Below are 19973 nucleotides of genomic sequence, written 5' to 3'. Positions count from 1 at the left end.
GGTTAAAAATGCAACAAATTATTTACTTTTTTCAGAAGTTTAAATACTTTCTATTTTTTCTTTTATTAGAATTTGTGGCGTTATTTTTCATTTTTAACAACTTAAGTTTTCATAAAAGTAAATTCATAAACTCAGCAAACTCATTAACTGGAGGACTGTACTATCAATACTCAAAAATCACAGAATATTTAAATCTAAAAGAAGAAAATAAACTTTTAGCAGAAGAAAACACAAAACTTAAAAATTTACTGTCAAAAAGAAGTGTTAACCCTGGTATAAAAGACTCAACTGTTTTAGATACTACACGTTATTATCAAAAATATACGTTCTCTACAGCAAAAATTATCAATAATAATTACGCTAAAGATTTTAATTTCATAACAATTAATAGAGGAGAAAATCAAGGTATTCAGAAGGAAATGGCTGTAGTTAATAGTAGGGGTATTATTGGTATTACAGAGCATACTAGTAAAGATTATACTAGAGTACAATCTATCTTAAACAAAAACAGTAAAATAAATGCTAGACTTAAAAACACTAACTACTTTGGCACTTTAGGTTGGAATGGAAAAAACTATAATACAGTTCAGCTTTCAGACATTCCAAGACAAGCTCCAATAAAAATTGGCGACACTATAGAGACTGGTGGTAAATCAACTATATTTCCAGAAGGAATTTTAATTGGTATAATCTCTAAAATTAATGAAGGAAATAGCGCAGATAACAAAGTAGATATCACCTTATTTAATGACATGAGCAGTCTGGGATATGTTAAAATTATTAAAAACCTTTACCGACAAGAAATTAAACAATTAGAAGAAAACAATGAATAGTAGTTTACGTCTTATTTTTCTATTTTTTGGTTTACTGTTTCTTCAAGTATTCGTTTTAAACAATATTTTATTTTTAGGTCATATAAATCCATACTTATATATTATTTTTGTTTTTCTATACCCGCTAAAAGAAAATAGGATTCCATTTTTATTCTCTACATTTCTCCTTGGTTTAGGAATTGATTTATTTTCAGATTCTGGAGGAATTCATGCATTTTCTTTACTAATCATTGCATATACTAGATTATTTTTTATCAAATTATATTTTAGAAAAGTAACCACTGACTATGCTTTCTTCAAATTAAAATCTGAGCCTTTTGGAAAAAGGTTTAACTATGTAGTTACTTTAACTTTAATTCATCACCTTATTTACTTTTCTTTTGCTAATTTTAGTCTAAATAACATTTCAGAAGTTTTTTTAAACACGTTTTTTTCTACTGTTTTTACTTTAATTTTATATTTCTTAGGAAGTTATTTATTTAATAAAACTGAATAATGCAAAAGAGTTTTTTACTTTATTTTCTAATTACAATTACTGGAATAGTTTTTATTGGACGATTATTTCAACTGCAAATGATTAACAGTAAAAATTACAACCCTATTCATAATGCTGCTGTAAAAGTTGTTTACGATTATCCAGAACGCGGTTATGTTTATGACAGAAATGGTAAGCTATTAGTTGCAAATCAACTTTCTTATGATGTAATGGTTCAACCAGATCAGGTAAAACCTTTAGATACTCTAGAATTATGTTCACTTTTAAAAATTGATAAGAAAAGTTTTTTAAAAAGTTTTAAAAAAGCAGAAAGATATGCCAGATATCTTCCATCAGTATTTTTAAAACAGTTAGCTAAAGAGGATTTTGCATTTTTGCAAGAAAAATTACACAAGTATACTGGCTTCTATATTCAAAAAAGAATAATTAGAGATTACCCTGTACCAGGAGCAGCAAATGTTTTAGGATATATTGGAGAAGTAAATGAACAAAAAGCGAGAAACAACGATTATTATCAACAAGGAGAACTAGAAGGTAAAGATGGTATAGAAAGGCAATACGAAGAAGTATTAAGAGGTAGAAAAGGTAAAAAATACCTAAATAGAAATAGATTCAACAAGGTTATTGGTTCTTTTAAAAATGGAACCTTCGATACACTTCCTGAGAATGGAAAAGACCTTGTGTTAACTTTAGATATTGAGTTACAAATGTATGCTCAAAATTTAATGAAAGGTAAAAGAGGAGGTATTGTAGCCATAGAGCCTGCAACAGGTGAAATTTTAGCACTTGTAACAGCTCCTTCTTACGATCCAAATATGCTTGTAGGAAGAAAAAGGTCTCCAAACTCTTACAAGCTATTTAATTTAGATAGCATCGAAAAACCAACATTTGACAGAGGCTTGCTTGCTGCATATCCTCCAGGTTCTCCATTTAAAATGATGAATGCTTTAATTGGTTTACAAGAAAATGTAATCAACAAAAACACTACGTTTAGGTGCTACGAAGGGTATAGGTATGGAAATAGACCTAATGAATTTATGGGGTGTCATTGTGGTATTTACAACAAGCCTATTGCTTTAAAAACAGCAATTGCAAAATCATGCAACAGTTACTTTTCCAATACATATAAAAAAATTGTAGAAAAAGAAAAAAATTCGACAGAAGGACTTAATAATTGGAATAAACATGTTAGAAGTTTTGGGCTTGGAAATTACTTAGGCTATGACCTACCAGCTGGTTCTCCTGGTTTAATTCCAGATGGAAAATATTATGATAATAGATATAAGTATACTTGGAATGCAAATACCAACATATCTAATGCAATAGGACAAGGTGAAGTACTTACTACTCCAATTCAATTAGCTAATTTTACTGCAGCAATTGCAAATAAAGGAAATTACATTACGCCACATATCGTAAAAAAAGTAGACTCTAAATTAATAGACGAACCTAATTTTACAATTCCCAAACAAACTACAATAGATAAAAATAATTTTTCTCCAGTCATCGAAGCAATGCATGAAGTATTTAAAACTGGAACTGGAAAATTTAGCCAGGTTAAGGGAATTGAGATTTGTGGAAAAACTGGAACAGCAGAAAACTTTATATTTAAAGATGGAGTTAAAGAACAGCTAGAAGATCATTCGATATTAGTTGCCTTTGCCCCAAAGAATAACCCTAAAATTGCTTTAGCAGTTTTTGTAGAAAATGGCGGATATGGTTCTACTATTGCAGCTCCAATTAGTAGTTTAATTATAGAAAAATACATTAAAGGAACTATTTCTGCTCAAAATAAATACAGAGAGAAATCCATTTTAGAAAAGAATCTAGATCATATCTACGATAAACAAATATCTAAAAAAGAAACAATTGCGACAGGAACAAAATAATATTTTTGCCAATATTGATTGGTTTATGGTATTTCTATTTTTAATTCTAATAAGTTTTGGATGGGTAAATATATACGCAGCATCAACTTCAGAAGAACACAGGAGTTTATTCGATTTTACAACCAAATACGGGAAACAATTACTTTGGATTATGTTATGCTTTCCGCTTAGTATTATTATTCTATTTTTTAATTCTAAATTTTACGAGCAGTACGCATCGCTTCTGTACTTGTTGTCTCTTCTAAGTCTTTTTCTTTTATTCCCTTTTGGCAAAGAAATAAACGGAGCAAAATCTTGGTTCAATTTTGGCGCTATGAGCTTACAACCCTCAGAGTTTGTGAAGGCATTTACAGCACTAGCAATCGCAAAATTATTAAGTGATAGACAGTATAACTTTAAACTTATTAAAAATCAAATTAAAGCTTTTATAATTGTTTTTTTTCCTGCATTTTTAGTTTTTTTACAACCAGATGCAGGTTCTGCTTTAATATATGTTTCCTTCTTTTTTGTATTACATCGAGAAGGGCTAACACTAAACTATATAATACTTGGTGTTTTTATAATTACTTTGTTCATTACAACTATCTATTTTGGATTTAAAATAGTACTACTTTATTCTTTTATATTATTAACATTACTTACCATTTATTTCATATATAAAGGTGGAGTAAGGTTTCTAAGATTTAACTGGTTAAAAATAATAGGTATTTATTTTCTATTGGGAATATTTATCTCTGGAACTGGATTCATTTATGAAAACACATTACCTTCTCACCAAAAAGACCGATTTGATATACTTCTTGGTAAAAAAATTGACCATAAAGGTATTGGATATAATTCATATCAATCAGAATTAACCATTAGCTCTGGAGGTTTTACTGGCAAGGGTTTTTTAAATGGAGACTTAACACAAGGAGACTTTGTCCCTGAACAACATACAGACTATATTTTTAGTACAGTTGGCGAAGAATGGGGTTTTTTAGGAAGTAGTTTTGTTATTCTTTTATTTATGGCCTTATTGTATAGAATTATCTATCAGGCAGAAAAACACCCTAATAAGTTTGGAAGAATTTATGGTTACAGCCTAGCTTCTATTCTATTTTTTCATGTTATTGTAAATATAGGCATGGTTATAGGACTACTACCTACTGTGGGTATTCCCCTACCCTTTTTTAGTTATGGAGGATCTTCACTTTGGGGCTTTACAACCTTACTATTTATTTTTATTAGACTAGATGCTCATAAAAATTATGATTTTTGACAAGAAATATTTAATTTAAAGCAAAAAAAACTCTGAATTAGTTCAGAGTTTTTTTAATTTTTCTTAATGATTAAAGAGCTGCAACGTGCTTTGTTAATTTAGACTTTAAATTAGCTGCTTTATTTTTGTGGATAATATTATTCTTAGCTAATTTATCTAACATTGAAATTACATTTGTAAGCATCCCTTCAGCTTCTTTCTTGTCTTCTACAACACGTAAGTTTCTAACAGCATTTCTAGTTGTTTTATGCTGATATTTGTTACGTAATCTTTTAGATTCGTTACTTCTAATTCTTTTTAATGCTGACTTGTGATTTGCCATAACTCTGTTTTATCGTTTTTATTTAAAACTTTTGTAGTCCGTACGGGAATCGAACCCGTGTTACATGGATGAAAACCATGCGTCCTAACCCCTAGACGAACGGACCATAACAATCAATTATCTCTCAATTGCGGATGCAAATATACAACGTTTTTAAAACTCTGCAACCTTTTTTTATTATTTTTTAAAAAAATTAATATGCCTTTGCAAAAAGAACTCTTTTTAGTGATGGTTTCCCTGTTAAAACGCATATTCCAGGCTCATTATCAGCATCATTTGGAATACATCTAATCGTTGCTTTTGTATACTCTTTAATTCGATCTTCTGTTTCTTCTGTACCATCCCAATGAGCAGAGATAAAACCTCCGGTATTTTTTAAAGCTTTCTTGAATTCTTTAAAATCATTTACTTCAGTTGTATGCTCTTTTCTAAAATGAATTGCTTTATCAAATAAGTTATTTTGAATATCATTCAATAAATCTTGAATGTAAGTTACAGCGTCATCAATTTTAATTGTTTTTTTTACAAATGTATCTCTTCTAGCTACTTCTAAAGTGCCATTTTCTAAATCACGACTTCCCAATGCAATTCTTACAGGAACACCTTTTAATTCGTATTCTGCAAATTTTGCTCCTGGTCTAAAAGTATCTCTATTATCAAACTTAACAGAAATTTCTTTTCCCCTTAGATCTTTAGTTATAGTATTAACTTTTTTAGTAATCGCCTCTAATTGCTCATCATTCTTATATATAGGAACAATCACAACTTGAATTGGAGCTAATTTTGGTGGTAACACCAACCCATTGTCATCTGAATGCGTCATTATTAAACCTCCTATTAAACGAGTAGAAACACCCCAAGAGGTAGCCCAAACATGCTCTTGTTTTCCTTCTTTAGATGTGTATTTAACGTCAAATGCTTTTGCAAAGTTTTGACCTAAAAAGTGTGATGTACCAGCTTGTAATGCTTTTCCATCTTGCATTAAAGCTTCTATAGTATAAGTGTCTTCAGCACCTGCAAATCTTTCACTGTCTGACTTTACTCCTTTAATTACTGGCATTGCCATAAAATTTTCAGCAAATTCTGCATATACATTTTGCATTTGTTTTGCTTCAGCTACAGCCTCATTTTTAGTGGCATGTGCTGTATGCCCTTCTTGCCATAAAAACTCAGCTGTTCTTAAAAACAAACGTGTTCTCATTTCCCAACGAACCACATTTGCCCATTGATTAATTAATAAAGGCAAATCTCTGTAAGATTGTATCCATCCTTTATAGGTATTCCAAATAATTGCCTCTGAAGTTGGCCTAACAACCAATTCTTCCTCTAACTTGGCTTCTGGATCTACTCTTAATTTACCTTCATTATCCGGATCATTTTGTAACCTGTAATGAGTAACTACGGCACATTCTTTAGCAAAGCCTTCTGCATTTTTCTCTTCTGCCTCAAATAAACTTTTAGGAACAAATAATGGAAAGTATGCATTTTCATGACCCGTCTCCTTAAACATTCTATCTAATTTTGCCTGCATTTTTTCCCAAATTGCAAATCCATAGGGCTTAATAACCATACAACCTCTCACTGCAGAATTTTCTGCAAGATCTGCTTTAACCACTAATTCATTATACCATTTAGAATAATCTTCTGCTCTTTTTGTTAACTTCTTACTCATAAATAAAACTTTGGCACAAATATTGTTATCTTTAAAGTGAAATTAATATTTATTAAAATCACTTCAATACTACTGAAGCAAAATTACTATAATTTAACAGTTTATAGTAATGATTTTTAGAAATAAAGTAGAACACTTAAACACAAATAATTATGAAACTAAATTATAAAAACGTAAAGCTTACTCAACTTGTACTATTTGTAACTGCAAATTTATTTTTAGTTTCATGTGGTACATATCAAAGTGTGTATAATGATGATGGCATTTACGGAGATACTACACCAAAAGATGAAGAAAAGAAAGTTATTGTTGTAGACGAAAAAGAATACCAAGATTATGAAGAAAATTATTTTTCTAAAAAATTAGAAAACCTACAAAATATTGACAACAATGAAATATTTACTGATGTAGATGACTATTATTATGATGATGGATTGAATAATGGAGAGTTCTCTGATGAAAATTCGAGTTACAATGGTGCTCAACCTTGGGGCTATGAAGATAATAATGTTGTTGTAAATATCAATTTAATGAATAATCCTTTTTGGGGAGGTGGTTTTAACAGTTGGGGCTGGGGTGCTAATAATAGGTGGGCTTTTAACTCTATAGGATGGGGCTACAATAACTGGAGATGGAGAAGAGGCTTTATTAGACCTTGGGGATTTAGCACTTGGGGTAGAACCTATGCTAATTCGGGATTTGTAGATCCTTATTCTAGCTTCTGGAATGGAGGATATTTAAACCCTTTTTTACCAAATTTTGGAATAACTGGTTTTAGAAATAACAGATACAATAATATCAATAGAGGTTTTAGATACGGTAGAAGAAATGTCATAGCAAATAATACTAGAAGAAACAACACCTACACTATAAATAGAAATAATTCAAACGGAAGAGTAACTAAAAAAACAGGTAGAAGAAACACCAACACTATTAAGAGAAACACAAATACAACTAGAAGCAATGTAACACCTACTAATAGAAGAGGAACTACTATTAATAGAAAAGGAAGCACTTCATCTAGAAGAAGCTCTAATATTGGTAGATCTAACTCTAATAGTAGAAACAGTAGAGCATCTTCCTCAGGAAATTCTTCAAGAAGTTCAAGTAAAGCATCTACATCAAGAAGTTCATCAAGGTCATCATCTTCAAGCAGAAGTACCTCTAGTAGAGGTTCGTCATCTAAAAGAGGAAATTAAAAAAAATCATTATGAAAAAATTATTAGTACTAGTGATTTTATTCGCAACTACAACTATATCTTTTGCTCAGTCTTTAGGATATCAAGATTTAGGCATTTTATTCTCTCAAGATGATAACGTAGGTTCAGCAAGATTTACAGCAATGAGTGGTACTTTTGGAGCTTTAGGCGGAGATATATCTTCATTAAATATAAATCCAGCAGGCTTATCTGTCTTTACTAATAGTAGTTTTTCTGGGACATTTAACTCTAGAAATTCGCAAATTACAACTGATTATTATGGTAATTCATTAATGGATAACAATCAATTTATAAACCTATCTCAAGCAGGAGCCATATTAGTATTTAGAGAAAATAATGATTCTGGATGGAATAAGTTTGCAGTTGGCTTCAACTATAGGCTTACTAAAGATTTTTCAGAAAATTTTAGTGCTAGAGGTAATAGTGGTGTTGCAACATTTACTGAATTTCCTTTAGATACTAATGACCCAAAATTAAATTACGATATTGCTGATGAACAAGTTTTTGAAAATTCTTATGGAGGTGAGTTAAGTGAATTTAATATTGGTTTTTCTTCAGTACACGAAGAAAGACTGCATGTTGGTTTAGGTTTAAATTTTTATTATTTAAACTTTATTCAAAAATCTACATTAGTAGAATTTAATAGTGATGCAAATGGAAACGAATTAGATGCCTATTTATATCAAGAAAATCTTACATCTGGAGAGGGGTTCTCTGCAAACCTTGGTTTTATTTACAAAGCAAATAAATACTTTAGATTTGGTTTATCTTACCAAACACCTACTTGGTTTTCAGAAATTATTGAAGAAAGCAATATTTTAGACAATGAGGGTTATTACGGAGATACAGAAATCTTTATAAGTAATGATAGTGTTATTTACGATAATACTTCAGGCGGTTATTTTCCAAGTCAAGCTTTAGTTTACAGATTAATAACACCTAGTAAATTAATAGCTAGTGGTGCTGTAATATTTGGTAAAAGCGGACTTTTAAGTTTTGATTACACCAATAAAAATTTTAAAAATATTAGATTATCAGGTGATGATTTTTCTTTGGAAAATAAATCTTTTCAAGATGATTACAGAAACACACATAACTTTAATGTGGGTGCAGAATGGAGAATAAAAAGACTAAGTGTTAGGGGAGGTTATCGTTTTGAACAAAGTCCAGATATAAATGCCTTGGAAACAGATGATTTAAAAGGATATTCGTTAGGGGCTGGTTATAATTTTGGAAACTTTAAAGTAGATTTATCATACAGTGATAGTAATAGAACAGCTGCCTATAATTTTTATTCAGGTTTTAACGTAAATGCTTCAAATTTAACGATAAACAATAAAATTCTCACTACTTCAGTATCACTTAGTTTATAAAATAAAACTCGCTAAATTTGACCTTGCGTTTTTAAATAAATGCAAGGTCTTTTTTATTTAAATTGAGTTTTTTACCTTAATTTTGCAACTTACAATAAGTATATGCTAGAGACAAAAATCACCATTCAAGAAACGACCAATGAAACCATATTAAAATTTAACAGTACAAGAGTTTTAATTAATGGAGGTAGTTATGAATTTTCGAACATAGACGAAGCTAAAAACTCACCTTTAGCGCAACAATTATTTTATTTACCATTCGTAAAAAAAGTTTTTATAACTGCAAATTTTATTGCGATTCAACGTTTTGATATTGTAGAATGGACTGATGTACAAAATGAAGTTGCAGAACAAATTGAAGCTTATATTTCTGATGGAAATGTAGTTGTTAACGAGGAAACTTCAAGAACAAAAAAAGAGGCAATAGAGGTTTATGCAGAAGCAACACCAAACCCTGTTGTAATGAAGTTTAGCACAAATAAAGCATTAACACAAACAAATGTTGAGTTTAAGAATATTGAAGAGGCCAGCAAATCATCGCCTTTAGCAAAAGAAATATTTAATTTTCCTTTTGTAAAAGAAGTATTTATATCAGATAACTATATTTCTGTAACGAAATACGATATGGTTGAATGGAATGAAGTTTTTGCAGAAGTTAGAACTTTTATTCGCGAATATTTAGCTGATGGTAAAACCATTATTAAAGATTTACCTACAATAGAAACCAGCAAAACCCCAGAAGTTGTTGCCCCAGTAATAGAATTAGAGGGTACTTCTGCCCAAATTTCTGACATTTTAGATGAATATATAAAACCTGCAGTAGCTGGTGATGGAGGAAATATTGCTTTTCGATCTTATGATGAACAAAATAAAGTAGTAAGCGTAATTTTACAAGGAGCTTGTAGTGGTTGCCCATCTTCTACAGCTACTCTAAAAAACGGAATAGAATCTCTTTTAAAAGAGATGCTACCAAATCAAATTAATGAAGTTGTAGCAATTAACGGATAATTAAGATAACATGTCAGCAGAAAAAATTAATCCATATAAAGATTCAAAATTAGGCAAGAAAGAACAAGTTGCTCAAATGTTTGATAATATTTCTGAAAACTATGATGGTTTAAACAGAGTTATATCTTTAGGGATTGACATTAAGTGGCGTAAGAAAGTTGTAGAAATTGTTAGCAAAAACAACCCAAAACAAATTTTAGACATCGCAACAGGTACAGGAGATTTAGCCTTAATGATGTCTGATTTAAACCCTGATAGAATTGTAGGTTTAGATATTTCTGCAGGAATGTTAGAAGTTGGAAAGCATAAAATTGCAAAAGCAAACTTATCAGATAAAATAGAAATGATTGTTGGTGATTCTGAGGCAATGCCTTTTGAAGATGCTACTTTTGATGCAATTACTGTTTCTTTTGGTGTTCGTAATTTTGCAAACTTAGACAAAGGGTTAAAAGAAATTGCTAGAGTTTTAAAACCAACAGGCGTTTTGGCTGTTCTAGAAACATCTAATCCTGTAAAATTTCCTTTTAAACAGGGGTACAAATTATACACTAATATATTTCTACCAACAGTTGGTAAATTATTTTCTAAAGACAAAAGTGCTTATTCTTATTTATCAGAATCTGCAAATTCTTTTCCTTTTGGAGAAGCTTTCAACAATATTCTACAAAAAAATGGGTTTACTCATACAAAAGCAGAACCAGTTACATTTGGTGTAGCAACAATTTATACTGCAAGTAAATAAGTATGAGTAAAAAAGTATTTTTTCTTAGTTTTTGTCTATTAATTTCTGCGACATTCTTCGCACAAAGAGATCGTGTAGAAAACCTACCAACTTTCGACAAAAGAAAATTACATTATGGTTTTTACTTAGGCATAAACCAAAATGATTTTAAATTAAATATAAAAAACAGCAATATTAGTAATGCAAATATAATTGTTGAACCCTCTTCTGGATTTAATGTAGGTTTAATTGCAGATCTAAGGTTACATAAAAATTTAAACCTACGTTTTGAACCTGGTCTAGTAACAAATTCTAAAAACATTTATTTTAATCATATAGATACAGCACAAGATAGCGTTAGAGAAATTGGCTCTACCTATTTGCATGTGCCAGTAATTTTAAAATTTAGTACTGATCGATATAAAAATATTAGACCTTATGTTTTAGCTGGAGTTTCTTATGATTATAACTTTTCTAGTAATGAAAAAAATCAGGACGATAACTCAGCGGGTCAATTTAGAATGCAAACGCATAATTTTATGTACGAGGTAGGTATGGGTATCGATATATATTTAAATTTCTTTAAATTTTCTCCTTCAATTCGTGGCGCTTTTTCCATTAATAATGAAGTAAAATATGATAATGACGCTAACAGTCAATGGACAGCACCTATAAACTTTATGGGAACGCGTGGCATATTTCTAAACTTTGCTTTCGAATAAGCTACTTTCGTTTAAACTCGCTCAATAATATAGCAGTAGCAGTAGCTACATTTAAACTTTCCGTTTTCTGAGTCTCACCAAATTGTGGTATAGAAATCTTGTGTTTTACTATAGATCTTATTTCGTTAGAAACACCATTAGCCTCATTCCCCATTACCAAAACACCCGCTTTAGGAAGCAAAGAATCATAAACATTATCTCCATTCATGTCAGCAATAAAAGTAGGAAGTTTAGTGTTACTTAAAAAATCGGGTAAAGAAAGATATGTAATGGAAACTCGAGATAAAGAGCCCATACTTGCTTGCACTACTTTTTGATTGTAACAATCTACTGTTGTAGTAGAACATATTAATTGTTGAATACCAAACCAATCGCAGAGACGAATAATTGTACCCAGATTTCCAGGATCGTTAACCGCATCTAGTGCTAAACTTAAACCAGTTTGTTCGGGTTCTATTTTTTTTGGAATTTTAAAAACAGCCAAAACATTATTAGGTGTCTTTAAATTACTCATCTTTTTTAATTCGTTTTCAGAAATTTGAATAGCACATTCTTTATAATTTGAAGAATCAAAAGAAGGCAAAGCAAATAAATAAGCAAGCTCTAGAGAAGAGTTTAACAACTCTTCTACAACTTTTACTCCCTCTGCAACAAATAAACCGTGTTTTTCTCGATACTTTTTCTGAGACAAACTGTTTATAAGCTTAAATTGATTTTTTGAGACACTCATTAATTGCTTCTAAATAAAAATAAACCACAAGAAAATACTATTTTTGAATTTCTTTGGATTGCAAAAATAATGAAAAAACTATCGATTTATTTTTTATTAATTTTCTTTTTATTCTCATGTAATTCTACAGAGCATGTTATTGATGGTAAATATCTCCTCACAAAAAACACGATTGTTATAGATAGTGTAAAAACTAGTGGAACAGAATTACAAAAATACATCCTTCAAAAACCAAATTCTCGATTTTTAGGAATGCCTTTTGGTGTATATTTTTATAATATTGGAGATACCTCTAAACCCAAAAAAGCCTCTGAATGGGCAATTAAAAACCCTAAGTCTTATCAATTTATCAAAAGATTTTTTTCTGAAAAGCAAAGTATTGCTTACGCTAACTCTTTTATTAACCTAAATAAATGGTTTTTAGAGTTTGATGCTCCAGAATTGCTAAATGAAAAAAAAATAAAAAAAACCCAAGACAACTTATCTGCTTATTACAAAACACAGGGTTTCTTTAAATCTAAAGTAAGCGCTAAAATAGACACGTTAAAAAAGAAAGCGAAAGTTACTTATCGAATTAACAAAGGAAATCCAACTGTTTTTGATAGCATTCAAATTAAAATTCAATCACCAATTTTAGATTCTATTTACAAAAATTCTGGGATTACAAGTTTATTAAAAAAGGGAGAGCAATATAAAGATCAAACATTTAGAAACGAAGCCAAAGAAGTGGTTAAGCTATTTAGAAACAATGGTATTTATAATTTTACAGAATCTGCTCTTGGATTTTATGTAGATTCTACCAGAACAGATAACAAAACAAATGTAGATTTTTTAGTTTCTTCGAATAGGTTAATAGAAAATAATGGTAAATATATAGAGAGGCCCTACAAATTGCATACAATTAGAAAAATTAATGTTATTACCGATTATTCATTTAACAATAGTTTACAAAAATTTAAAGACACTTTAAATTATAAAGGAGTTCAGTTTCTAGCTTACAACAAGATACTTTACAATCCAAAATACCTTTACGAAAATATTTTTTTAAAAAAAGATGGCATTTATAAAGATACTCTAACTAATTTAACAAGAAGGAATTTAAAATTATTAAACAACTTTAAATCTACTATTATAAAATTCTCTTACGAACGAAATGCTGAAGACGAATTGACTGCAGATATTTTTTTAGCACCATTTGAAAAATACACCTTAGGGTTTGATACAGAATTAACACATTCCAATATTAGAAATATAGGAGTCTCAGGAAAGTTTTCATTAACTAATAGAAACACTTTTAAGGGTGCAGAATTAGCAAAAATGTCTTTTTTAGGTTCTTGGTTTAATTCTCAAAATGGACCTGGTTGGGAAATTGGATCAGATTTATCTTTAGAAATACCTCGTTTTGTAGCTCCTTTTGGGTTAAGCAAATTTGTACCTAAACAAATGTCTCCTAGAACACTCTTTTCTTTAGGGTCTAGTTTTCAAAAAAATATAGGATTAGACAGACAAACATTTACATTCCTAACCGACTACAAGTGGCAATATTCGCCAACTAAAACTATACAATTAGAAATTTTTAACACCCAGTACATAAAAAACTTAAACGTCAGTAGTTTTTTTAACATTTACAATTCAGAATACCAAACTTTAAATTCCATTTCAAAATTGTATAACAATACAAGTAACGATTTAACATTACCTAATGGCGCTACTAATTTTATGAACACTGTAGTTAATGATGCTAATTTCCGAGCTTCAAATCCAGAGGAGTATAACACTAGTTTAAATATTCTTAATCGTTATAATATTATAACTTCAGATTTCTTGATCCCTATTTTGGCCTACTCATACACCTTTAATAACCAAACAAGTTTTAAAGACAATAACTTTTCTTTTTTTAGAGCAAGAATTGCCAATTCAGGAAATTTTTTAGGACTTTTTTCATCAGAGAGAAATGAAAACAACAAAAAGACATTTTTAAATATTCCTTTAGCTCAATACTTTAAAACAGATATAGAATATAAGAAGTTTTGGGAAATGAATAACAATTCAGTTATTGCATTTAGAACTTTTTTAGGAGCCATATTTACTTATGACAATTCTAGCATTCCATTTGTTAAAGCTTATTTTGCAGGTGGATCTAATGATATTAGAGCATGGCAAACTTATGAATTAGGTCCTGGAGCCAGAAATAATGGTTTAGAATTTAATATTGGTAGTTTTAAGTTTTTAAGTAGTTTAGAATATCGCTTTGATGTAGTTGGAAAATTAAAAGGAGCTTTATTTATAGATGCAGGGAATATTTGGGACATTTCTGGATCTAGTTTTGTTAACGAAAATGAGAAGTTAACTAATTTTTCTTCACTTCAAAATATTGCTATTGGCTCTGGTCTTGGAGCAAGAGTAGATTTTAATTTTTTAATTCTAAGATTTGATGTAGGTTTTAAAACTTATGAACCCTATTTACAAAACCAAAAATGGTTTAGAAACTACAATTTTAGTAATGCAGTATACAATATAGGTATCAACTATCCTTTTTAAAAAGGTAACGTTTTCGTGATTTATGTTTATCCATTTAAAATTAACTCCTTAATTTTAGTATTTTTGACATAGATCAAATAAAACTAATAATAATGAGTAACAATATAAATCCTGGTGTTGCAACAGGAAAAGAAGTTCAAGAGATTTTTAACTATGCAAAGAAAAAAGGGTTTGCACTACCAGCAGTGAATGTTATTGGTTCTAACTCAATTAATGGTGTTTTAGAAACTGCTAAAGAGCTTAATGCTCCAGTAATTATTCAGTTTTCTAATGGAGGTGCTCAGTTTAATGCAGGTAAAGGTTTATCTAACGAAAATCAACAATCAGCAATTGCAGGTGGTATAGCAGGTGCAAAGCATGTACACACTTTAGCAGAAGCTTATGGTGTGCCTGTAATTTTACATACAGACCACTGTGCAAAAAAATTATTACCATGGATCGATGGTTTGTTAGATGCTTCAGAAAAACATTTTGCAGAAACAGGTAAACCTCTATACAGTTCTCATATGATAGATTTATCTGAAGAACCAATTGAAGAAAATATAGAAATTTGTAAAGAATACTTAGCTAGAATGAGCAAAATGGGTATGACTTTAGAAATTGAATTAGGGATTACTGGAGGTGAAGAAGATGGTGTAGATAACTCTGATGTAGATGTCTCTAAGTTGTATACACAACCAGAAGAAGTTGCCTACGCTTACGAAGAGTTATTAAAAGTATCTCCTCAATTTACGATTGCTGCAGCTTTTGGAAATGTACATGGTGTTTACAAGCCTGGAAACGTAAAATTAACACCAAAAATTCTTAAAAACTCTCAAGAATTTATTACAAAAAAATACGGAGTTGAGGAAAATCATATCGATTTTGTTTTTCATGGTGGTTCTGGTTCTACTGTAGAAGAAATTAGAGAAGCTATTGGTTATGGTGTTATTAAAATGAATATAGACACAGATTTACAATTTGCATTTACAGAAGGGATTAGAGATTATATGCAAGATAATGCGCCTTATTTAGCAACGCAAATTGGTAATCCTGATGGAGCAGATCAACCAAATAAAAAATATTACGATCCTAGAAAATGGTTACGTTTAGGAGAAGAAACTTTTAAAGCGCGTTTAAAACAAGCATTTGCAGACTTAAATAATGTAGATACTTTGTAAACACAAGTAACAACAATAAGAAAAGCATTTTGAGGTAAAATTCAAAATGCTTTTTTTGTACAAAACACTTAAAAATAATCAATTAAAGAAATATTGTTAATTCACAAAAACTGTTATATTTGTACACTTGCTTTAGGACGAAAAGGAAAGATTAAATTGTAAAAAGTTAATTAAAAGTAAACTATATGGCTTGGTTTAAAAGAACTGATAAAGGAATACAAACACCAACAGAAGAGAAAAAAGATACTCCTAAAGGTCTTTGGTATAAGACACCTAGTGGTAAAATTATAGATACAGAAGAATTAAAGAAAAACCTCTACGTCAGTCCAGAAGATGGTTACCATGTAAGAATTGGAAGTAAAGAATATTTCGAGTTATTTTTTGATGATAATAAATTTGAGGAGTTGAATGAATCTTTAACCTCCAAAGATCCTTTAAAGTTTGAGGATACTAAAAAATACCCAGAAAGATTAAAAGCTGCTCAAGAAAAAACTAAACTAAAAGATTCTGTAAGAACTGCAGTTGGTAAATCTTTAGGTAAAGATTTAGTTATTGCTGCCATGGATTTTGCCTTTATTGGAGGGTCTATGGGATCTGTAGTTGGTGAAAAAATTGCAAGAGCAATCAATTACAGTATAGAAAACAAAATTCCGTTTTTGATGGTTTCTAAATCTGGAGGAGCAAGAATGATGGAAGCATCACTCTCTTTAATGCAATTGGTAAAAACATCTGCAAAACTAGCACAGTTAGCAGAGGCTAAAATTCCTTATATTTCATTATGTACAGATCCAACAACAGGTGGTACAACAGCTTCTTATGCTATGTTAGGAGATATAAATATTGCAGAGCCTAATGCATTAATTGCGTTTGCAGGCCCAAGAGTCGTAAAAGATACCACAGGAAAAGATTTACCAGATGGTTTTCAAAAATCGGAGTTCTTACTAGAACACGGATTTTTAGATGCCATTTATGAACGTAAAAATTTAAAAAAACAAGTAAATCTATACATTGATTTGATACAGAATATACCTGTTAGAGCATAATAAAAAGGTTCTAATTCAATTAGTTATTCTAAAAAATAAGATTATATTTGCAACTTCAATGAAAACATCATTGATATACATAAAAATCATTTAAATAATATTGGCATGTACTTAACTAAAGAAGTAAAAGAAGGAATCTTCGAAAAACACGGTAAAGGAAAAAACGATACTGGTTCTTCAGAAGGTCAAATTGCGTTATTTACGCACAGAATTAACCATTTAACAGAGCACTTAAAAAACAATCGAAAAGATTTTAACACTGAGCGTTCTTTAGTAATGATGGTTGGTAAGCGTAGAAGTTTATTAGATTATCTAAAGAAAACTGATATTGCTAGATACCGTGCAATAATTAAAGAATTAGGAATTAGAAAATAATTCTTACTAAAAAGAGGCTCTATAAACGTGCCTCTTTTTTATTTATTGTAATTATTTCTGTTGACGAAAACAGACACTTTATAAAAAAATCAAAAGAAGTAACAAACCTTTTGTATTTCCATTGGAAAAAACACATAACAACTACAACACAACAACAAGTAATTAGTAATTTAAATTTAGAATTCATTTATGATTCCAAAAGTATTTAGAGAGGTTATAGACCTTGGAGATGGAAGAACCATCTCATTAGAAACCGGTAAGCTTGCAAAACAAGCCCATGGTTCAGTTGTTGTTCAGTCAGGTAAATGTATGTTATTGTGTACTGTAGTTTCTAACTACGAACAGAAAGATGTAGATTTTTTACCTTTAACTGTAGATTATAGAGAAAAGTTTGCTGCTGCAGGACGTTATCCTGGAGGTTTCTTTAAAAGAGAAGCAAGACCAAGTGATGGTGAAGTATTAACAATGCGTTTAGTAGACCGTGTTTTACGTCCATTATTTCCAAAAGATTACCATTCAGAGACTCAGGTTATGATTCAGATGATGTCTCATGATGATGATGTTATGCCAGATGCAATGGCTGGTTTAGCTGCTTCTGCCGCTATTCAATTATCAGATTTACCATTCGAATGCCCAATTTCTGAAGTTAGAGTTGGTAGAGTAAATGGAGAGTTTATCATCAACCCTACAAGAGCACAATTAGCAGAAGCTGATATTGATATGATGATTGGTGCCTCTGCAGACTCTGTAATGATGGTAGAAGGTGAAATGGATGAGTGTTCAGAAGAGGAGATGGCTGAAGCAATTAAGTTTGCCCATGAAGCTATTAAAGTACAGTGTGCTGCACAAGTTGCCTTAGCAGAAGCTTTTGGTAAAAAAGAAACTCGTGAATATACACCAGAAACTACAAATGAAGATTTAGAAAATAAAATTCATGATTTAGTGTATGATAAAACATACGAAATTGCGAAAGCAGGTTCTGCTAAACATGAAAGAAGTGCAGCTTTTAGCGCAATTAAAGAAGAAGTAAAAAGTTCATTTTCTGAAGAAGAGCAAGCTGAATATGGAAATTTAATTTCTAAATATGTTTCTAAAGCTCAAAAAAATGCAATTCGCGATTTAACATTAAAAGAAGGTTTACGTTTAGATGGCCGTAAAACAACAGATATTAGACCAATTTGGTGTGAGGTGGATTACTTACCGTCAACGCATGGTTCATCAATCTTTACACGTGGAGAAACTCAAGCTTTAGCAACAGTTACTTTAGGTACAAGTAGAGAAGCTAATCAAATAGATATGCCTTCTTTTGAAGGTGAAGAGACTTTCTATTTACACTACAACTTCCCTCCTTTTTCTACTGGTGAAGCGCGTCCAATAAGAGGAACATCTAGAAGAGAAGTTGGTCATGGAAACTTAGCTCAAAGAGCATTAAAAGGAATGATTCCTGCTGATTGCCCATATACAGTAAGAGTAGTGTCTGAAGTATTAGAATCTAATGGTTCTTCTTCTATGGCCACTGTTTGTTCTGGAACTATGGCATTAATGGATGCTGGTGTACAATTAAAGAAACCAGTTTCTGGTATTGCTATGGGATTAATTTCTGATGGTGAAAACTATGCAGTTTTATCTGACATTTTAGGAGATGAAGATCACTTAGGAGATATGGACTTTAAAGTAACTGGTACAGCAGATGGTATTACAGCTTGTCAAATGGATATTAAAGTTAAAGGACTTTCTTACGAAATTTTAGTTAATGCACTAAAACAAGCAAGAGATGGTCGTTTACATATTTTAGGGAAGTTAACAGACACAATTAACACTCCTAACAATGATGTAAAAGCTCATGCTCCAAAAATGATTACTAGACGTATACCAAATGATTTAATTGGTGCGTTTATTGGTCCAGGAGGTAAACACATTCAAGAGTTACAAAAAGAAACTGAAACTACAATTGTAATTACAGAAGACCCAGTAACAGAAGAAGGTATTATCGAAATTTTAGGTACTAAACCTGAAGGAATGGATGCAGTGATTGCTAAAATTGAATCAATGTTATTCAAACCAGAAAAAGGTTCTGTGTACGAAGTTAAAGTAATTAAAATGTTAGACTTTGGTGCTGTTGTAGAATATACAGAAGCTCCAGGAAATGAAGTTTTATTACACGTTAGTGAATTAGCTTGGGAACGCACAGATAATGTAACAGATGTAGTTAATTTAGGTGATGTTTTAGATGTAAAATACTTTGGTATAGACCCAAGAACACGTAAAGAAAAAGTATCTAGAAAAGCATTGTTTCCAAAACCAGAAGGTTATGTAGCAAGACCACCTAGAGATGATAAACGCTCTGGAGGTAGAGATAATAGAGGAAGAGATAATCGTGGACGTGATAACAGACGTGATGATCGCAAACCAAGAGAAGATAAAAAAGAGTAAATAATTTCTTTTTTAAATGATACTATAAAACCTGTTAAGTAAAAACTTAATAGGTTTTTTTTGTACACTTATTTACTATTTCATTAGTTTTATCATTTATGGCAAATATATCATTAGAATCATTTCATAAAAAAATCGCCAATTAAAATTGACGATTTTTTTATGCTTTTTTGT

General features: G+C 30.5%; 17 protein-coding genes and 1 tRNA gene. 14 read left to right on the top strand and 4 right to left on the bottom strand.

Features of this window, described 5'->3' with window-relative positions:
• Positions 1–8 precede the first annotated feature (8 nt).
• From mreC to rodA, 4 genes are read left to right on the top strand one after another with little or no spacing between them, the layout of a single operon-like run.
• A complete protein-coding gene (gene mreC / locus Q0L44_RS03110; protein ID WP_296635156.1) occupies positions 9–833 on the top strand; it encodes a rod shape-determining protein MreC in 825 nt (274 codons plus the stop codon).
• Complete coding sequence (gene mreD / locus Q0L44_RS03105) at positions 826–1329, top strand: rod shape-determining protein MreD (RefSeq protein ID WP_296635154.1); 504 nt, start codon at positions 826–828, stop codon at positions 1327–1329. Before mreC ends, mreD begins: the two co-directional genes overlap by 8 nt.
• The gene (gene mrdA, locus Q0L44_RS03100; RefSeq protein WP_296635151.1) at positions 1329–3218 is read left to right on the top strand and encodes a penicillin-binding protein 2; all 1890 of its coding nucleotides are present in this window, start codon (positions 1329–1331) and stop codon (positions 3216–3218) included. The genes mreD and mrdA overlap by 1 nt, the downstream gene beginning before the upstream one ends.
• Complete coding sequence (gene rodA / locus Q0L44_RS03095) at positions 3199–4479, top strand: rod shape-determining protein RodA (RefSeq protein ID WP_296635150.1); 1281 nt, start codon at positions 3199–3201, stop codon at positions 4477–4479. Before mrdA ends, rodA begins: the two co-directional genes overlap by 20 nt.
• Before the next feature lie 70 nt (positions 4480–4549).
• Here rodA and rpsT read toward each other — a convergent pair whose 3' ends face one another.
• From rpsT to proS, 3 genes are all read right to left on the bottom strand, one after another.
• Complete coding sequence (gene rpsT / locus Q0L44_RS03090; protein WP_296635147.1) at positions 4550–4801, bottom strand: 30S ribosomal protein S20; 252 nt, start codon at positions 4799–4801, stop codon at positions 4550–4552.
• A 34-nt stretch (positions 4802–4835) separates the two neighbouring features.
• Positions 4836–4907, bottom strand: a tRNA-Glu gene (locus Q0L44_RS03085).
• A gap of 87 nt (positions 4908–4994) precedes the next feature.
• Entirely contained in the window at positions 4995–6473 is a 1479-nt protein-coding gene (gene proS, locus Q0L44_RS03080; RefSeq protein WP_296635145.1) for a proline--tRNA ligase, read from the bottom strand.
• 152 nt (positions 6474–6625) lie between these two features.
• Between proS and Q0L44_RS03075 the strand changes: the two genes are divergently transcribed.
• The 5 genes from Q0L44_RS03075 (at position 6626) to Q0L44_RS03055 (ending at position 11517) form a co-directional block, all read left to right on the top strand.
• A complete protein-coding gene (locus Q0L44_RS03075) occupies positions 6626–7672 on the top strand; it encodes a hypothetical protein (RefSeq protein WP_296635143.1) in 1047 nt (348 codons plus the stop codon).
• A gap of 11 nt (positions 7673–7683) precedes the next feature.
• Positions 7684–9066: a hemin receptor gene (locus Q0L44_RS03070; protein ID WP_296635141.1), complete on the top strand. Its 1383-nt coding sequence runs from the start codon at positions 7684–7686 to the stop codon at positions 9064–9066.
• Between the two features lie 102 nt (positions 9067–9168).
• Positions 9169–10074 (top strand): NifU family protein, encoded by a 906-nt coding sequence (locus Q0L44_RS03065; RefSeq protein ID WP_296635138.1) that lies wholly within the window; start codon positions 9169–9171, stop codon positions 10072–10074.
• A gap of 10 nt (positions 10075–10084) precedes the next feature.
• Positions 10085–10816: a bifunctional demethylmenaquinone methyltransferase/2-methoxy-6-polyprenyl-1,4-benzoquinol methylase UbiE gene (gene ubiE, locus Q0L44_RS03060; RefSeq protein WP_296635135.1), complete on the top strand. Its 732-nt coding sequence runs from the start codon at positions 10085–10087 to the stop codon at positions 10814–10816.
• A gap of 2 nt (positions 10817–10818) precedes the next feature.
• Positions 10819–11517, top strand: coding sequence for a porin family protein (locus tag Q0L44_RS03055; protein ID WP_296635132.1), 699 nt, complete (start codon positions 10819–10821; stop codon positions 11515–11517).
• Position 11518: 1 nt separating this feature from the next.
• Here Q0L44_RS03055 and Q0L44_RS03050 read toward each other — a convergent pair whose 3' ends face one another.
• On the bottom strand, positions 11519–12247 hold the full coding sequence (locus Q0L44_RS03050) for an RNA methyltransferase (protein WP_296635129.1): 729 nt from the start codon (positions 12245–12247) through the stop codon (positions 11519–11521).
• A gap of 69 nt (positions 12248–12316) precedes the next feature.
• On the opposite strand from Q0L44_RS03050, the gene Q0L44_RS03045 reads away from it, so the two are divergent.
• The 5 genes from Q0L44_RS03045 (at position 12317) to Q0L44_RS03025 (ending at position 19799) form a co-directional block, all read left to right on the top strand.
• Positions 12317–14788 carry a BamA/TamA family outer membrane protein gene (locus Q0L44_RS03045; RefSeq protein WP_296635127.1) on the top strand — a complete coding sequence of 824 codons (2472 nt, stop codon included), beginning with the start codon at positions 12317–12319 and terminating at the stop codon, positions 14786–14788.
• A 92-nt stretch (positions 14789–14880) separates the two neighbouring features.
• On the top strand, positions 14881–15948 hold the full coding sequence (gene fbaA, locus Q0L44_RS03040; RefSeq protein ID WP_296635124.1) for a class II fructose-bisphosphate aldolase: 1068 nt from the start codon (positions 14881–14883) through the stop codon (positions 15946–15948).
• A 185-nt stretch (positions 15949–16133) separates the two neighbouring features.
• Complete coding sequence (gene accD, locus Q0L44_RS03035) at positions 16134–16991, top strand: acetyl-CoA carboxylase, carboxyltransferase subunit beta (RefSeq protein ID WP_296635121.1); 858 nt, start codon at positions 16134–16136, stop codon at positions 16989–16991.
• A gap of 105 nt (positions 16992–17096) precedes the next feature.
• Positions 17097–17366, top strand: a complete 270-nt coding sequence (gene rpsO, locus Q0L44_RS03030; protein WP_296635118.1) for a 30S ribosomal protein S15 — start codon at positions 17097–17099, stop codon at positions 17364–17366.
• A 189-nt stretch (positions 17367–17555) separates the two neighbouring features.
• Positions 17556–19799, top strand: coding sequence for a polyribonucleotide nucleotidyltransferase (locus Q0L44_RS03025; RefSeq protein ID WP_296635114.1), 2244 nt, complete (start codon positions 17556–17558; stop codon positions 19797–19799).
• Positions 19800–19973 lie beyond the last annotated feature (174 nt).

Source organism: Polaribacter sp. (genome assembly GCF_024639685.1).
Classification (GTDB): Bacteria; Bacteroidota; Bacteroidia; order Flavobacteriales; family Flavobacteriaceae; genus Polaribacter.
The sequence above is the reverse complement of the archived record's forward strand: the minus strand, read 5'-3'. Positions and strand labels throughout refer to the sequence as shown.

Excerpts from the sequence above, each read along its gene's own strand:
- rpsT (WP_296635147.1), bottom strand. The coding sequence starts at position 4,801 with ATGGCAAATCACAAGTCAGCATTAAAAAGAATTAGAAGTAACGAATCT.
- fbaA (WP_296635124.1), top strand. The coding sequence starts at position 14,881 with ATGAGTAACAATATAAATCCTGGTGTTGCAACAGGAAAAGAAGTTCAA.
- mrdA (WP_296635151.1), top strand. The coding sequence starts at position 1,329 with ATGCAAAAGAGTTTTTTACTTTATTTTCTAATTACAATTACTGGAATA.
- Q0L44_RS03045 (WP_296635127.1), top strand. The coding sequence starts at position 12,317 with ATGAAAAAACTATCGATTTATTTTTTATTAATTTTCTTTTTATTCTCA.
- Q0L44_RS03025 (WP_296635114.1), top strand. The coding sequence starts at position 17,556 with ATGATTCCAAAAGTATTTAGAGAGGTTATAGACCTTGGAGATGGAAGA.
- Q0L44_RS03065 (WP_296635138.1), top strand. The coding sequence starts at position 9,169 with ATGCTAGAGACAAAAATCACCATTCAAGAAACGACCAATGAAACCATA.
- proS (WP_296635145.1), bottom strand. The coding sequence starts at position 6,473 with ATGAGTAAGAAGTTAACAAAAAGAGCAGAAGATTATTCTAAATGGTAT.
- Q0L44_RS03075 (WP_296635143.1), top strand. The coding sequence starts at position 6,626 with ATGAAACTAAATTATAAAAACGTAAAGCTTACTCAACTTGTACTATTT.
- rpsO (WP_296635118.1), top strand. The coding sequence starts at position 17,097 with ATGTACTTAACTAAAGAAGTAAAAGAAGGAATCTTCGAAAAACACGGT.
- ubiE (WP_296635135.1), top strand. The coding sequence starts at position 10,085 with ATGTCAGCAGAAAAAATTAATCCATATAAAGATTCAAAATTAGGCAAG.
- Q0L44_RS03070 (WP_296635141.1), top strand. The coding sequence starts at position 7,684 with ATGAAAAAATTATTAGTACTAGTGATTTTATTCGCAACTACAACTATA.
- Q0L44_RS03055 (WP_296635132.1), top strand. The coding sequence starts at position 10,819 with ATGAGTAAAAAAGTATTTTTTCTTAGTTTTTGTCTATTAATTTCTGCG.
- Q0L44_RS03050 (WP_296635129.1), bottom strand. The coding sequence starts at position 12,247 with ATGAGTGTCTCAAAAAATCAATTTAAGCTTATAAACAGTTTGTCTCAG.
- mreC (WP_296635156.1), top strand. The coding sequence starts at position 9 with ATGCAACAAATTATTTACTTTTTTCAGAAGTTTAAATACTTTCTATTT.
- accD (WP_296635121.1), top strand. The coding sequence starts at position 16,134 with ATGGCTTGGTTTAAAAGAACTGATAAAGGAATACAAACACCAACAGAA.
- mreD (WP_296635154.1), top strand. The coding sequence starts at position 826 with ATGAATAGTAGTTTACGTCTTATTTTTCTATTTTTTGGTTTACTGTTT.